This is a genomic window from Aeromonas sp. MR19 (assembly GCF_963899305.1).
GTDB lineage: Bacteria > Pseudomonadota > Gammaproteobacteria > Enterobacterales > Aeromonadaceae > Aeromonas > Aeromonas bestiarum.
This window is the reverse complement of record NZ_CAWQWZ010000011.1, coordinates 1,100,175-1,113,948: the sequence shown is the minus strand read 5'-3', so window position 1 is coordinate 1,113,948 and position 13,774 is coordinate 1,100,175. Positions and strand designations below refer to the sequence as shown.

Here is a 13,774-nt window from a genome sequence, read left to right as displayed (position 1 = left end):
CGCCCTTCTCGCGACAGAGTGTGCACAGGTTTGAAATAATGGATAACAAGAAGGGCGCCATCAGGCGCCCTTCTTTATTTGCTCGTCAACGTGCCTGATCAGGTCAGCAGCCAGGCCTCGATGCTGGCTTGAATGCCAGTGCTGTCGAGTCCCAGCAGCGCGTAGATCTCCTCCTGGGTGCCTTGCTCCACGAAGCGATCCGGCAGGCCCAGATTGAGCACCGGCTTGCACCGCTTGCTGCGCATCAGCAGCTCGTTCACCGCAGAGCCGGCGCCGCCCATGATGGCGTTGTCCTCTATGGTCACGAACTGGTCGTGGCTGGCGGCAAGCGACAGCACCAGGGCTTCATCCATCGGCTTGACGAAGCGCATGTCCACCAGGGTGGCATCGAGCGCCTCGGCGGCGGTCCTGGCCTGCTGCAGCAGGGTGCCGAACGCCAGTATGGCTGTGCCCTTGCCCTCGCGAATGACACGGCCCTTGCCGAGCGCCAGAGCCTGCATCTCGGTCTGCACCTCGATGCCTGTGCCGCTGCCGCGGGGGTAGCGCACCGCCGCAGGCTGGTTGCATTGATAGCCGGTGTAGAGCATCTGGCGACACTCGTTCTCGTCGGATGGCGTCATCACCACCATATTGGGCACGGTGCGCAGGAAGCTGATGTCGAACGCCCCCTGATGGGTCGGGCCATCGGCGCCCACCAGACCGGCCCGGTCGATGGCGAACAGCACAGGCAGCTCCTGCAGCGCCACGTCGTGGATCAGCTGGTCATAGGCGCGCTGCAGGAAGCTCGAATAGATGGCGACCACCGGCTTCTTGTCGGCGATGGCGAGGCCGGCGGCGAAGGTGACCGCATGCTGCTCGGCGATGGCCACGTCGAAGTAGCGATCCGGATACTGCTGGCTGAACTTGACCAGCCCTGAGCCCTCGCGCATGGCGGGGGTGATGCCGACCAGCTTCTCGTCTTTCGCCGCCATGTCGCACAGCCACTGACCGAAGATGGCGGAGAAGCTCGGCTTGCCGCCGCTCGCCTTGGGCAGGGTGCACTCGTCCGGATTGAACTTGGGCACGCCGTGATAACCGATGGGGTCCTTCTCGGCAGGCTCGTAGCCCTTGCCCTTCTTGGTCTTGACGTGCAGCAGCTGCGGCCCCTTGAGGTTGCGCATGTTGCGCAGTGTCTCGACCAGGGCGTTGATGTCGTGGCCGTCGATGGGGCCTATGTAGTTGAAGCCAAACTCTTCGAACAGGGTGCCAGGCACCACCATGCCCTTGAGATGCTCCTCGGCCCGCTTGGCCAGCTCCTTGACCGGCGGCAGACCCGCCAGCACCTTCTTGCCACCCTCGCGTATGGTGGTGTAGAGCTTGCCTGACATGATGCGGGCCAGGTGGTTGTTGAGTGCCCCGACATTCTCGGAGATGGACATCTCGTTGTCGTTGAGCACCACCAGCATGTCCTTGTGGACATCGCCGGCGTGATTGAGCGCCTCGAAGGCCATGCCGGCCGTGATGGCGCCGTCACCTATCACCGCCACCACCTTGCGACCCAGACCCTCGCTCTCGGCGGCGACCGCCATGCCGAGCGCCGCACCTATGGAGGTACTGGAGTGGCCGACCGAGAGCACGTCGTATTCGCTCTCGCCACGCCAGGGGAAGGGGTGCAGGCCGTCTTTCTGGCGGATGCTCTGCATACGGTCGCGACGACCGGTCAGGATCTTGTGGGGATAGGCCTGATGGCCCACGTCCCACACCAGTCTATCGAACGGCGTGTTGTAGACGTAGTGCAGCGCCACCGTCAGTTCGACTGTGCCGAGCCCGGAGGCGAGATGACCACTGGAGCGGCTCACCGAACGCAGCAGATATTCACGCAGTTCGTTGCACAGTACGGGCAGTCGCTCGAAGGGCAGGGATCGCAACTCGACCGGCGTATCCGCGAGGGCCAGGTTGGGGAAATTGCTTATATCAACGCTCATATTGTTACTGTTATCCAGCGTTTAGTGGGTTCGCTCGATGATGTAATCGGCAAACGCTTCCAGAATGTCGGTATTGTAGGGCAAAGATTGCAAGGCTGTTAAGGCTTTACCGTGCAGTTCGCGAGCCAGCTCACGGGCATTGTCGAGTCCGAGCAGGGCCGGATAGGTACTCTTTTCCTGCGCCAGATCCGAGCCTTGCGGCTTGCCCAGGGTGGCGGTATCGCCCGTGATGTCGAGGATATCGTCCTGTACCTGAAAAGCGAGGCCTATGGCGGCCGCATAGGTTTGCAGCGCCGCCAGGGTGGCGTCGTCCACGTCGGCCTTGCACAGGGCACCGAGCGCCACGGCGCATTCGATCAGGGCCCCGGTCTTGTGGCGATGCACCTGCTCCAGCTCGGGCAGGCTGATCTGGCGCCCTTCGGCCTGCAGATCCAGCGCCTGACCACCACACATGCCAAGGTAGCCGGAGGCACGGGCGAGGGAGCTCAGCATCCGCACCCGGTTTGCCAGAAGCCGGTCGGGCAGGGGATGATCGGCCAGAATGGCGAAGGCCAGGGTCTGCAGGGCATCGCCGGCCAGGATGGCGGTGCCTTCGTCAAATGCCTTGTGCACGGTCGGCTGGCCGCGACGCAAGTCGTCGTTGTCCATGGCGGGCAGGTCGTCGTGCAGCAGTGAGTAGGCGTGGATGCACTCCACCGCGGCGGCGGGGCCATCCAGCAGCTCGCTCTTGACGCCCAGCATCTCTCCTACGGCGTAGACCAGGAAGGGGCGCACCCGCTTGCCGCCGAGCAGCAGGCCGTAGCGCATGGCATCGCGCAGACGCGGGGCCATGGCGGGCAAGGATTCAAGTTGTGCAGACAGGCAGTCGTCAATACGTTGACGATGCAGGCGGGAAAAATCGTCCAGCGTCACTCACTCCTCTCCTTGCTCTGGCTGGAAGGGAACCGCTTGCTCTGTGCCATCGGCCTGAGTCAGCAGGATCTGGATCTTCTGTTCGGCCTGCTCCAGCTTCTGCTGGCCGGCGCGCACCAGGTGGACACCCTGTTCGAACTGCTTGAGCGCCTCTTCCAGCGGTAAGGAACCTTGTTCCAGTTGATGAACTATGGTTTCCAGCTCTTCCAGAGTGGCATCAAAACTCAGGCGGTCGATTTTTTTACTGGCCATGTCCATCCTCGGGGATTGAAAAAAACGGTTTATCTTAACATCGACGACGGGCAGGGGGGAGGCTGAAAAGTGCGGTCGGCTTAAACTCTCGGAAAAGTGGCCGATAATAAGCCATCTTGTGAACTAGGAAAAACGTGGTGGCCCTTGCCGCTGATGAGCCAATAGCAGAAAATTCAACAAACTGCAGATACAACGAATTTCAGCTGACAGGAGTAGGGATGTGGATCTAGGTAGTCTGATTGGCATAGTGCTGGGATTTGGGGTCGTGGTGTACGGCATGTTGCTGGGTGGCCCCATGAGCATGTATGTGGATATGCCTTCGGTCTATATCACCATACTGGGTTCCCTCTTTATCTGCATGATGAAGTTCAACATCGGTCAGTTCCTGATGGCGTTCAAGGTGGCCGGCAAGGCATTCATCTACAAGGGCGACAAACTGGATGACCTCATCATCAAGGCGGTTGAACTGGCCGATGCGGCCCGTAAAGGGGGCTTCTTGGCGCTGGAAGCCGCTGAAGTGCCGAATACCTTTATGAAAAAAGGCATCGACATGCTGGTGGACGGGCACGATGCCGATGTCATCCGCGGCGTGATGGAGAAGGACATTGAGCTCACCGCCGAACGGCATGTCATCGCCATCAAGGTGTTTCGCGCGCTCGGGGATCTGGGGCCCGCCATGGGCATGATAGGTACTCTGGTGGGACTGGTGGCCATGCTGGCCAACATGAGCGATCCCAAATCCATAGGCCCGGCCATGGCGGTGGCCTTGCTCACCACACTGTATGGCGCCATCGAGGCCAACATGATTGCGATCCCCATAGCCGACAAGCTGGAGCTGCGCAGCGGTGAAGAGCAGCTGAGCCGCTGTCTGGTGCTGGACGCCATCATGGGCATTCAGGATGGCCAGAACCCGCGGGTGATCCAGTCCATGCTGCAAAATTACCTGAACCAGTCCAAACGCAACAATGGCAGCGAGTAATCTCCATGGCTAAGTGCAAGTGTCCGCCACCTGGTCTGCCCGGTTACATGGGCACCTTCGCCGATCTGATGTCGCTGTTGATGTGCTTCTTCGTGCTGCTGCTCTCCTTCGCCGAGATGGATGTGCAGAAGTTCAAGCAGATCGCGGGCTCCATGGAGAAGGCGTTCGGGGTGCAGAATATTCTGGAGGTCAAAGACATTCCCAAGGGGACGTCCGTCGTTGCCCTCGAGTTCAGGCCGGGTCGCCCCGAGCCGACCCCCATAGACACCATCATGCAGCAGACCATGGACATGACCCAGACAGAGCTGGATTTCCAGCCTGGTGACGCCGATCAGGCCGGGGGTCATGACAAGAGCGAAGACAAGCTGGTGGGGGGCGACACCCGGCAGGAGGCGCAGAAACAGCAGGAGCAGTCCAATGCCCTGGCCAAGGAGCTGGCGGAGCAGATGAAGGCCCAGATCCAGGATGGTGCCATCGAAGTGGAGGCGCTGGGTCAGCAGATCATCATACGGATCCGCGAGAAGGCTGCCTTCCCGGCTGGTTCCGCCTTCCTGCAGCCCCAGTTCTGGCCCGTGGTGCGCAAGGTGGCGGCTCTGCTCAAGGATGTACCGGGGGAGATCACCATCTCGGGTCATACCGATGATGTGGCCACCGAGGATGAGCTGTTTCAGTCCAACTGGGAGCTTTCTTCCCAGCGCGCGGTGGCTGTGGCTCATCAGATGATCAAGGTCCCCGGCTTCGATGGCGGGCGACTGGTGGTGCAGGGCATGGCCGATTCCCAGCCGCTGGTGCCGAACACCACCCCGGAAAACCGGCGCATGAACCGGCGGGTGGAGATCGCCATCATGCAGGGCAAGCCGACAGTATCGGCGCCAATCGGCGTCTCTGAGCAGAAGTAGTGTCGATGGCAAAGCGCGATCCCGCTCGCAGGGACTGACATGGATTTTGTGCCGGCTTCATATTAAGATGCCTCATCCGAACCGATAGCTGCGGCTCTCTTTGATAGCCGCAGCTTCTCTTTTCAAGCAACCCAGGTTTCGACTATGAATCATACTCCGATGACTGTTCGCGGCGCTGAAAAGCTGCGTCAAGAGCTCGACTATCTGAAGAGCGAGCTTCGTCCGCAGATTATCGAAGCGATTGCAGATGCCCGTGAACATGGTGATCTGAAAGAAAACGCCGAGTACCATGCCGCCCGTGAGCAGCAGGGCTTCTGTGAAGGCCGCATTCAGGAAATTGAGAGCAAGCTCTCCAATGCTCAGGTGATCGATGTCACCAAGATTACCAACAATGGTCGCGTCATCTTCGGGGCGACCGTGACCCTGCTGAAAAGCGAGACGGAAGAGGAAGTTGTCTACCGTATCGTGGGTGACGACGAATCTGACATCAAACAGAACATGATTTCAGTGAACTCGCCCATCGCCCGTGCCCTGATCGGCAAGGAAGTGGACGATGTGGCCATCGTCAAGACGCCGGCCGGCGACGTGGAATACGAAGTTCTGGCTGTCGCTTACCTCTGATGTGAGGTGATGCCTGAAACAGGGGAGCTCGGCTCCCCTGTTTGTATTTAGCGGGGTTGGTAGGCCTGGGTGAAGGCGTCCTGATGGCGCTGGAACATCCAGCTGCGCAGTTGCTCAAGATCCGGCTTGGCCATCTGGAAGTGCAGTGCCCAGCCCTGTACTCCATTGCGTTGATGGATGTGCCTGACCAGCTCGGCGCAGAGGGGCAGCGGGGCCAGTTCATGAATGAGCAGGGTGCCGCTGAGGGTGGCGCCTATCGTCAGGCCGGCGGGCAAGCCCTCCACCACCAATCCGTCCAGCGACAGGCTGTGCACCAGACACTCGGTATCGGCCACCTTCAGGCGCGCCTCTTGGTCGAGGCGCCAGGCGCGCAGATGGGGATAACCCAGCTCCTTGATGACGGGCGCGGCGATGCGCGGTTCGACGAAGCCATCGTCCCCCTGGGTGAAGCGCAGCGGAAAGCGGAGTTGATGCCCGGCGAAGCGGGCTTCGAGCACCAGTTGATCGGCGCGTTGCAGCAGTCCGAGCAAGGGGGTGGCGAGATAACCGCTCAGGGATTGTCCGGCGGCCGTCTCCTGACTGCTCCCCAAGTCCCGTAACATGGCCAGTTCATCTTCGGTGAGAATCTGATGGTGATCCATAGCGGGGTGTCCACGAGTATTCATCGCAGGTTAAGGGCCTGGAGACTACTTTGGCAAGCGACTTGGGAAGAAGGGAAATGAAGGAAAGAGCGAGGCTCTTTCCTGTTACTTGCGGGGCAGTTGGATTTTCGGCTCGTTGGCCTGACGGTAGATGGTCAGCACGTGGCCGATGCTCTGTACCTTGACCGCGCCGGTTTCACGGACGATTGCATCCATAACCAGCTGTTTCATCTCACGATCTTCAGACGCAACCTTAACCTTGATCAGCTCGTGGTAGTTCAGGGCCAGATCGATCTCGGCCAGTACGCCTTCGGTCAGACCATGTTGACCCAGCAGGACAACGGGCTTCAGACTGTGGGCAAGGCCCTTGAGGTACTGTTTCTGTTTATTGTTGAGAATCATGGCAATTTCTTCATAAGTCAGGGTTGAAAGGGGCGTATTCTACCCCCACTTAGCCCTTAATACTAATAACCCTTGTGGTTTTTTAAAGTCGACAATCATGACCCAGAAAAAACGTTCCCCCAGCTCAAGCCGCTGGTTAAAAGAACATTTCGACGATCAATACGTCAAAAAAGCCCAGAAGTTGGGGCTGCGTTCCCGCGCTGTTTTCAAGATTGATGAGATCCAGGGCAAGGACAAGTTGCTCCGTACCGGCATGACAGTGGTGGATCTGGGGGCGGCCCCGGGTGGCTGGTCCCAGTTTGCCGTTGAGCAGGTGGGTGACGATGGACGGGTCATCGCGTGTGATATTTTGCCGATGGATCCCATTGCCGGTGTCGATTTCCTGCAAGGGGACTTTCGGGAGGAAACTGTACTCGGCGCCTTGCTGGCCCGTGTCGGTCCGGACAAGGTGGACCTGGTTATGTCTGATATGGCGCCCAATATGAGTGGCACCCAGCAGGTGGATCAGGCCCGCGCCATGTACCTGGTCGAGCTGGCGCTCGACATGTGCAACCAGGTATTGCGCAGTAATGGCAGCTTCGTGGTGAAGGTATTCCAGGGAGAGGGGTTTGATGCCTATCTCAATGAAATTCGTAAGCTTTTCTCTGCTGTCAAGATTCGTAAACCAGACTCGTCTCGTGCCCGTTCACGAGAAGTCTACATTGTGGCTACCGGTTTTAAACTGTAGTACCCTAACCTTCATCGTTAACTGTCAGTCTGCGAGGTCATTGATTTGAGTGACATGGCGAAAAACCTAATCCTGTGGCTGGTCATCGCCGTCGTGTTGATGTCGGTGTTCAATAGCTTCAGCCCCAGCGATACCACCAGTCGCCAGCTGGACTATTCCAGCTTCGTTAAAGAAGTGACCCAAGAGCAGATCCGTGAAGTGCGGATGGATGGCAAGGTCATTAATGGCGTCAAGCGCACTGGTGAACGCTTCACCACCATCATACCGGCGCCGGATCCCCAGCTGCTCAACGACATGCTCAATCACAATGTCAAAGTGATGGGCGAGAAGCCGGAAGAGCCGTCTTTGCTGACCTCTATCTTCATCTCCTGGTTCCCGATGCTGTTGCTGATCGGTGTCTGGGTCTTCTTCATGCGTCAGATGCAGGGCGGTGGTGGCAAGGGTGCCATGTCGTTCGGCAAGAGCAAGGCTCGCCTGATGAGCGAAGATCAGATCAAGACCACCTTTGCCGACGTCGCAGGCTGCGATGAGGCCAAGGAAGAGGTGAAAGAGCTGGTCGACTATCTGCGCGATCCGAGCAAGTTCCAGAAACTGGGTGGCAAGATCCCCACCGGCGTACTGCTGGTAGGTCCTCCCGGTACCGGTAAGACCCTGCTGGCCAAGGCCATTGCGGGCGAGGCCAAGGTGCCTTTCTTCACCATCTCGGGTTCCGACTTCGTCGAGATGTTCGTGGGTGTCGGTGCCTCCCGGGTGCGTGACATGTTCGAGCAGGCCAAGAAGTCTTCCCCCTGCATCATCTTCATCGATGAAATCGATGCGGTCGGTCGCCAGCGTGGCGCCGGTCTCGGCGGTGGTCACGATGAGCGTGAGCAGACCCTGAACCAGATGCTGGTCGAAATGGATGGTTTTGAAGGCAATGAAGGCGTCATCGTCATCGCCGCCACCAACCGTCCCGATGTTCTGGACCCTGCCTTGCTGCGTCCGGGCCGTTTCGACCGTCAGGTCGTGGTCGGTCTCCCGGATGTGCGCGGTCGCGAGCAGATCCTGAAGGTGCACATGCGCAAGGTGCCGTTGGCAGATGATGTCAATGCGGCCCTGATTGCCCGTGGTACCCCAGGTTTCTCCGGTGCCGATCTCGCCAACCTGGTCAACGAAGCCGCCCTCTTCTCCGCCCGTGAGAGCCGTCGTGTGGTTTCCATGACCGAATTCGAGAAGGCCAAGGACAAGATCATGATGGGTGCGGAACGTCGCTCCATGGTGATGAGAGACTCTGAGAAGGAGATGACGGCTTACCATGAGGCTGGTCACGCCATCATAGGCCGTCTGGTACCAGATCATGACCCTGTCTACAAGGTTTCCATCATACCGCGCGGTCGTGCGCTGGGTGTGACCATGTACCTGCCCGAGCAGGATCGCTGGAGCCACTCCAAGCAGCACCTGGAGTCCATGATCTCCAGCCTGTACGGCGGTCGTCTGGCGGAAGAGCTGATCTACGGTGCCGAGAAGGTATCGACCGGTGCATCCAACGATATCGAGCGTGCGACCGACATCGCTCGCAAGATGGTTACCCAGTGGGGCATGTCCGAGCGTCTCGGTCCCATGCTCTATGCGGAAGAAGATGGTGAAGTGTTCCTCGGTCGCAGCATGGCCAAGGCCAAGCACATGTCCGATGACACGGCGCGCGTCATCGACGCCGAGGTCAAGCAGGTCATCGATCGCAACTACGCCCGCTCCAAGCAGATCCTGCTGGACAACATGGACGTGTTGCACACCATGAAAGATGCGCTGATGAAGTACGAAACCATCGACGCCAAGCAGATCGACGATCTGATGGCCCGTCGCGAGGTGCGTGCTCCCAGCAACTGGCATGACGAGCACAGCGACACTCCGCAAGGCGGTGCCACTGTCGCGGCGGATGCCAAACCGGCAGTGACCGACGTGGAGCCGGTGGCGGATGTCGACATCGACAAGGCCAACGATCTCCCGGCCAAATAAATTGTGATGATGCAAACCCCGGGCTGGTCCCGGGGTTTTTCTTTATGTAAATGGAAGCGAAGATGCAGCTAACCAGCAAGGGGCTCAGCCTCTCCCTCGATCGTCCCCATGTGATGGGGATCCTCAATGTGACACCCGACTCCTTCTCCGATGGCGGCAATTTCAATCAGATTGACCGGGCCATGGCCCATGCTCGCCAGATGATCGCCGACGGGGCAACGCTCATCGACATCGGCGGCGAGTCGACGCGTCCGGGTGCCCCCGACGTGAGCGAGCAGGATGAGCTGGACAGGGTGATCCCCGTGGTCGAGCGGATGGTCGCCGAGCTGGATGTGATGATCTCCCTCGATACCTCCAAGGCTGCCGTGATGCGGGAAGGCTGCAAGGCGGGGGCCCATCTCATCAACGACGTGCGGGCCTTGCTCGAACCCGGCGCCCTGGCCGCCGCCGCAGAAGCTGACGTACCCGTGTGCCTGATGCACATGCAAGGCCAGCCGAGAACCATGCAGGCCGAGCCCCACTATGACGACCTGCTGGGGGAGGTGAGGGCCTTCTTCGACGAGCGTATCGCCGCCTGTCTGGCCGCCGGGATAGGGCGCCAGCAGTTGTTGCTGGATCCGGGCTACGGCTTTGGCAAGACGCTGGCGCACAACTATCAGCTGCTGGCCTGGCAGGAGAAGTTGCTCGATTACCAGCTTCCGCTCTTGGTCGGTATGTCGCGAAAGTCTATGATAGGCAACCTGCTCGGTCGCTCGGTTGATGAACGGCTGGCCGGCAGTCTGGCCTGTGCGCTCATCGGGATGCAGCATGGCGCCCGTATCATCCGGGTGCACGATGTGCGAGAGACCATGGATGCCCTGCGCGCCGGCTGGATGGTAATGACGGGACAAGATTTCATATCCAAATAAAAAAACGAGAACAGACAATGGCAAGAAAGTATTTTGGCACCGATGGTGTCCGCGGCAAGGTTGGCGAATTCCCGATCACCCCTGATTTCGTGATGAAGCTGGGTTGGGCCGCAGGCAAGGTGCTCTCCAAGAAGGGCACCCGTAAAGTGCTGATCGGCAAGGATACCCGCATCTCCGGCTACATGCTGGAGTCCGCGCTGGAAGCGGGTCTCTCCGCCGCCGGTCTCAAGGCCATACTGATGGGCCCCATGCCCACCCCGGCCGTTGCCTACCTGACCCGCACCTTCCGTGCCGAGGCCGGCATCGTTATCAGCGCCTCCCATAACCCTTACTATGACAACGGCATCAAGTTCTTCTCAGCCGATGGCACCAAGCTGCCTGACGAGGTCGAGATGGCCATCGAGGCCGAGCTGGATCACGAGATCAAGTGCGTCGAGTCTGCCGATTTGGGCAAAGCCGTGCGCATCGAGGATGCGGCGGGTCGCTATATCGAGTTCTGCAAGAGCACTTTCCCCTCCCATCTGAGCCTGGAAGGGCTGAAGATGGTGGTCGACTGCGGCAATGGCGCTACCTACCACATAGCCCCCTCCGTGTTCCGCGAACTGGGCGCCGAGGTGATAGCCATCGGCTGCAGCCCGGATGGGCTCAACATCAACGACGGTGTCGGCTCGACCGCTCCCGACGCGCTGGCGGCCAAGGTGCTGGAGTGCAAGGCCGATCTCGGCGTGGCCTTCGACGGCGACGGCGATCGCCTAGTGATGGTGGACCACACGGGTTACATCATTGACGGTGACGAGATCCTCTACATCATCGCCCGCGATGCGCTGCGCAACGGCCGCCTCAAGGGCGGTGTGGTTGGTACCCTTATGGCCAACATGGGCCTGGAGCTGGCGCTGCAGACCCTGGGCATCCCGTTCGCCCGTGCCAAGGTGGGTGACCGCTACGTGCTGGAGATGATGAACGAGAAGGGCTGGCGTATCGGGGGTGAAAACTCCGGTCATATCATCTGCCTGGATCAGACCACCACAGGGGATGGTATCGTCGCCGCCCTGCAGGTACTGATGGCCATCTGCACCGCAGAGATGCCGCTGGCCAAGCTGCGTTCCGGCATGAGCAAGTTCCCGCAGGTGCTGGTGAACGTCCGTTTTGCCGAGGGCAAGGATCCGCTGGCGGCTGATGCCGTCAACCAGGAAGTGGCCAAGGTGGAACAGGAGCTGGCTGGCCGTGGCCGCGTCCTGCTGCGCAAATCCGGCACCGAACCTCTGATCCGGGTCATGGTGGAAGGTGAGCATGAGCAGCAGGTGCGTGATATGGCACAACGCATCGCTCAACAGGTCGAATCGGCGTTTTAATGAACAAAAGGGGCGGCTTTTTAGCCGCCCTGGTTGTATCTTGTTCAAACGATTCGAAAATTCAAAAATAGCGCTTGTCAGCTGACAATCCTCTGGATATTATCAGCCCCGCTTTCGCAAGGGAGTTGCCGATGGGACATCGCAAGCCGTTTGTAGCCGCCAACTGGAAGTTACACGGTAGTAGGTCGCAGTTAGAGCAGTTTACTGGCCAGTGCCTGCAAGGCATGGATGAGCGAGTAGATGTGGTCTTGTGTCCATCCCATGTGCATCTCGACTTCACGGCCGCTCTGCTCAACGAGCAGAAGGTGATGAAGTTGGGGGCTCAGAATGTGAGTCAGCACCAGGCTGGCGCTTACACGGGTGAAGTCTCGTGTCAGATGCTGGTTGAGGCAGGGTGTCGTTACGTACTGGTAGGACACTCCGAGCGCAGGCGTCTCTTTGGTGAGACCAGCTTTATCGTCGCAGAAAAGTTTGCGGCAGCCAGAGCGGCAGGCTTGATCCCCATCCTCTGTTTGGGTGAATCGGGCGCAGCGAGGCAGGCGAGAAGAACCTTCGAGGTGATCGCCGAAGAGCTGGACATCGTCATAGAGAAAAATGGCGCGATGGCTTTCGATAATGCTATCATCGCCTACGAGCCGATTTGGGCTGTAGGTACAGGTAAATGCGCCACACCCGAGCAGGCACAAGAGGTTCATTCCTTTATACGTGGTCGCTTGGCGGAGGATACTCCGGTAATAGGTGAGAAAGTTAGAATCATCTATGGTGGGAGCGTGACACCGACCAATGCGAGAGATTTGTTTGCCCAGCCCGACATTGATGGCGGCCTGATTGGTGGAGCGAGTCTCGATGACAAGACGTTTTTAGGAATTGTTGAAGCGGCAAAGGGTGCAAGTTAAATGTACGAAATTCTTTTAGTCGTTTATCTGCTGGTTTCACTGGCTCTGATTGGTCTGGTGATGATTCAGCAAGGTAAAGGGGCTGACATGGGCGCCTCCTTCGGCGCAGGGGCATCGAATACCGTATTCGGCTCCGGTGGTTCAGGCAGTTTCCTGACCCGAACAACAGCAATTTTGGCTACTCTGTTCTTTCTGATTAGCTTGGTGCTCGGCTCTATGTCCAGCAACAAGGTCAAACAGGGTAGTGAATGGGAAAATCTGCAACAAACCCAACAGGTTGAGCAGACCAAAGCGCCAGTAAAGAAAGACACTGACGTTCCCGAATAAGTGAGTTTTGCCGTGGTGGTGGAATTGGTAGACACGCTATCTTGAGGGGGTAGTGCTCTAGGGTGTGCGGGTTCGAGTCCCGCCCACGGCACCAATTAAGTAGTGAGCTCGGGCAACCGGGTATATTATAGCCAGTCAGTCTTGTGTGAAGAGAATGAACTGGCTATAATCTCGCACGATTTCGGACGCGGGGTGGAGCAGCATGGTAGCTCGTCGGGCTCATAACCCGAAGGTCGTCGGTTCAAATCCGGCCCCCGCAACCAAATTTCACGCATTTCCTACGCTCAGGAAGGCGGTCGCTGCGAGGCGACAATCAGGGTAAAGCGCCAAGCCCCGATTTGACATCGGGGCTTTTTGTTATGTGCGATTTACTCTGAATCGATCTCTATCTGGGCTTTATGCCCTTTTTTTGTTTTTCGGAGGGTGACTTTGGCTACGTTGGAACAACGTTTGACCGATCTGCTCGAGGCTCCGGTCGTTGCCTTGGGTTTTGAACTTTGGGGTATTGAGTTTATCCGCGCGGGTAACCACTCCACTTTGCGTGTCTTTATCGACGGCGAGAATGGTGTGACTGTCGAGAACTGTGCTGAAGTCAGCCATCAGGTTGGCGCCATCATGGATGTCGAGGATCCCATCACAGAAGAATACTTCCTGGAAGTATCCTCCCCTGGTCTGGATCGTCCGCTGTTCAAGGTTGCCCAGTTCGAAAAATACGTTGGCCAAGAGGCGGCGGTGCAGCTGCGGATGGCAACAAATAACCGCCGCAAGTTCAAAGGCGTAATCAAAGCTGTGCAAGGCGACATGATCACCCTGACAGTAGATGGTAAGGACGACGTGTTGGCTTTCACCAATATCCAAAAAGCGAACATAGTGCCGAACTTTGGTTAACGAGGCTATCG

Annotated in this window: 15 protein-coding genes and 2 tRNA genes; 12 read left to right on the top strand and 5 right to left on the bottom strand. The window is 58.5% G+C overall.

The window, feature by feature from the left end; translation table 11 throughout:
* Positions 1–98 precede the first annotated feature (98 nt).
* From dxs to xseB, 3 genes are read right to left on the bottom strand one after another with little or no spacing between them, the layout of a single operon-like run.
* Positions 99–1,964: a 1-deoxy-D-xylulose-5-phosphate synthase gene (gene dxs / locus AACQ95_RS10795; RefSeq protein WP_241278571.1), complete on the bottom strand. Its 1,866-nt coding sequence runs from the start codon at positions 1,962–1,964 to the stop codon at positions 99–101.
* Positions 1,965–1,985: 21 nt separating this feature from the next.
* Positions 1,986–2,876 (bottom strand): (2E,6E)-farnesyl diphosphate synthase, encoded by an 891-nt coding sequence (ispA, locus tag AACQ95_RS10790; protein ID WP_241278570.1) that lies wholly within the window; start codon positions 2,874–2,876, stop codon positions 1,986–1,988.
* The gene (gene xseB, locus AACQ95_RS10785; protein WP_005317577.1) at positions 2,877–3,128 is read right to left on the bottom strand and encodes an exodeoxyribonuclease VII small subunit; all 252 of its coding nucleotides are present in this window, start codon (positions 3,126–3,128) and stop codon (positions 2,877–2,879) included.
* 220 nt (positions 3,129–3,348) lie between these two features.
* On the opposite strand from xseB, the gene pomA reads away from it, so the two are divergent.
* The 3 genes from pomA to greA all read left to right on the top strand — a co-directional run bounded on the left by pomA (position 3,349) and on the right by greA (position 5,627).
* Positions 3,349–4,107 carry a flagellar motor protein PomA gene (pomA, locus tag AACQ95_RS10780; protein ID WP_241278569.1) on the top strand — a complete coding sequence of 253 codons (759 nt, stop codon included), beginning with the start codon at positions 3,349–3,351 and terminating at the stop codon, positions 4,105–4,107.
* Positions 4,108–4,112: 5 nt separating this feature from the next.
* The gene (locus tag AACQ95_RS10775; RefSeq protein ID WP_241278568.1) at positions 4,113–5,006 is read left to right on the top strand and encodes a flagellar motor protein MotB; all 894 of its coding nucleotides are present in this window, start codon (positions 4,113–4,115) and stop codon (positions 5,004–5,006) included.
* Between the two features lie 144 nt (positions 5,007–5,150).
* On the top strand, positions 5,151–5,627 hold the full coding sequence (gene greA, locus AACQ95_RS10770) for a transcription elongation factor GreA (RefSeq protein WP_042866628.1): 477 nt from the start codon (positions 5,151–5,153) through the stop codon (positions 5,625–5,627).
* A 47-nt stretch (positions 5,628–5,674) separates the two neighbouring features.
* Here the strand turns inward: greA and AACQ95_RS10765 are convergent, their stop codons facing one another.
* Both AACQ95_RS10765 and yhbY read right to left on the bottom strand, forming a co-directional pair.
* Positions 5,675–6,268: a hypothetical protein gene (locus tag AACQ95_RS10765; RefSeq protein WP_043555046.1), complete on the bottom strand. Its 594-nt coding sequence runs from the start codon at positions 6,266–6,268 to the stop codon at positions 5,675–5,677.
* 105 nt (positions 6,269–6,373) lie between these two features.
* Complete coding sequence (yhbY, locus tag AACQ95_RS10760; RefSeq protein WP_042035811.1) at positions 6,374–6,670, bottom strand: ribosome assembly RNA-binding protein YhbY; 297 nt, start codon at positions 6,668–6,670, stop codon at positions 6,374–6,376.
* Positions 6,671–6,767: 97 nt separating this feature from the next.
* Here yhbY and rlmE point away from each other — a divergent pair, with 97 nt between their 5' ends.
* The 9 genes from rlmE (at position 6,768) to rimP (ending at position 13,763) form a co-directional block, all read left to right on the top strand.
* Positions 6,768–7,397: a 23S rRNA (uridine(2552)-2'-O)-methyltransferase RlmE gene (gene rlmE, locus AACQ95_RS10755; RefSeq protein WP_042866625.1), complete on the top strand. Its 630-nt coding sequence runs from the start codon at positions 6,768–6,770 to the stop codon at positions 7,395–7,397.
* A 45-nt stretch (positions 7,398–7,442) separates the two neighbouring features.
* Positions 7,443–9,392, top strand: a complete 1,950-nt coding sequence (gene ftsH, locus AACQ95_RS10750; RefSeq protein WP_098982797.1) for an ATP-dependent zinc metalloprotease FtsH — start codon at positions 7,443–7,445, stop codon at positions 9,390–9,392.
* A gap of 62 nt (positions 9,393–9,454) precedes the next feature.
* Positions 9,455–10,300 (top strand): dihydropteroate synthase, encoded by an 846-nt coding sequence (gene folP, locus AACQ95_RS10745; RefSeq protein ID WP_043140191.1) that lies wholly within the window; start codon positions 9,455–9,457, stop codon positions 10,298–10,300.
* A 17-nt stretch (positions 10,301–10,317) separates the two neighbouring features.
* Positions 10,318–11,652 (top strand): phosphoglucosamine mutase, encoded by a 1,335-nt coding sequence (glmM, locus tag AACQ95_RS10740; protein WP_043140194.1) that lies wholly within the window; start codon positions 10,318–10,320, stop codon positions 11,650–11,652.
* Between the two features lie 131 nt (positions 11,653–11,783).
* Positions 11,784–12,548: a triose-phosphate isomerase gene (gene tpiA / locus AACQ95_RS10735; protein WP_098982802.1), complete on the top strand. Its 765-nt coding sequence runs from the start codon at positions 11,784–11,786 to the stop codon at positions 12,546–12,548.
* On the top strand, positions 12,549–12,875 hold the full coding sequence (secG, locus tag AACQ95_RS10730; protein ID WP_025326063.1) for a preprotein translocase subunit SecG: 327 nt from the start codon (positions 12,549–12,551) through the stop codon (positions 12,873–12,875).
* Positions 12,876–12,884: 9 nt separating this feature from the next.
* Positions 12,885–12,969, top strand: a tRNA-Leu gene (locus AACQ95_RS10725).
* 92 nt (positions 12,970–13,061) lie between these two features.
* Positions 13,062–13,138, top strand: a tRNA-Met gene (locus tag AACQ95_RS10720).
* A gap of 166 nt (positions 13,139–13,304) precedes the next feature.
* The gene (gene rimP, locus AACQ95_RS10715) at positions 13,305–13,763 is read left to right on the top strand and encodes a ribosome maturation factor RimP (protein ID WP_005317527.1); all 459 of its coding nucleotides are present in this window, start codon (positions 13,305–13,307) and stop codon (positions 13,761–13,763) included.
* Positions 13,764–13,774: the final 11 nt, after the last annotated feature.

What these genes read in the sequence shown, in the direction of transcription:
- dxs (WP_241278571.1), bottom strand. Translation starts at nt 1,964, where the DNA reads ATGAGCGTTGATATAAGCAATTTCCCCAACCTGGCCCTCGCGGATACG.
- xseB (WP_005317577.1), bottom strand. Translation starts at nt 3,128, where the DNA reads ATGGCCAGTAAAAAAATCGACCGCCTGAGTTTTGATGCCACTCTGGAA.
- AACQ95_RS10775 (WP_241278568.1), top strand. Translation starts at nt 4,113, where the DNA reads ATGGCTAAGTGCAAGTGTCCGCCACCTGGTCTGCCCGGTTACATGGGC.
- greA (WP_042866628.1), top strand. Translation starts at nt 5,151, where the DNA reads ATGAATCATACTCCGATGACTGTTCGCGGCGCTGAAAAGCTGCGTCAA.
- AACQ95_RS10765 (WP_043555046.1), bottom strand. Translation starts at nt 6,268, where the DNA reads ATGGATCACCATCAGATTCTCACCGAAGATGAACTGGCCATGTTACGG.
- yhbY (WP_042035811.1), bottom strand. Translation starts at nt 6,670, where the DNA reads ATGATTCTCAACAATAAACAGAAACAGTACCTCAAGGGCCTTGCCCAC.
- rlmE (WP_042866625.1), top strand. Translation starts at nt 6,768, where the DNA reads ATGACCCAGAAAAAACGTTCCCCCAGCTCAAGCCGCTGGTTAAAAGAA.
- folP (WP_043140191.1), top strand. Translation starts at nt 9,455, where the DNA reads ATGCAGCTAACCAGCAAGGGGCTCAGCCTCTCCCTCGATCGTCCCCAT.
- glmM (WP_043140194.1), top strand. Translation starts at nt 10,318, where the DNA reads ATGGCAAGAAAGTATTTTGGCACCGATGGTGTCCGCGGCAAGGTTGGC.
- tpiA (WP_098982802.1), top strand. Translation starts at nt 11,784, where the DNA reads ATGGGACATCGCAAGCCGTTTGTAGCCGCCAACTGGAAGTTACACGGT.
- secG (WP_025326063.1), top strand. Translation starts at nt 12,549, where the DNA reads ATGTACGAAATTCTTTTAGTCGTTTATCTGCTGGTTTCACTGGCTCTG.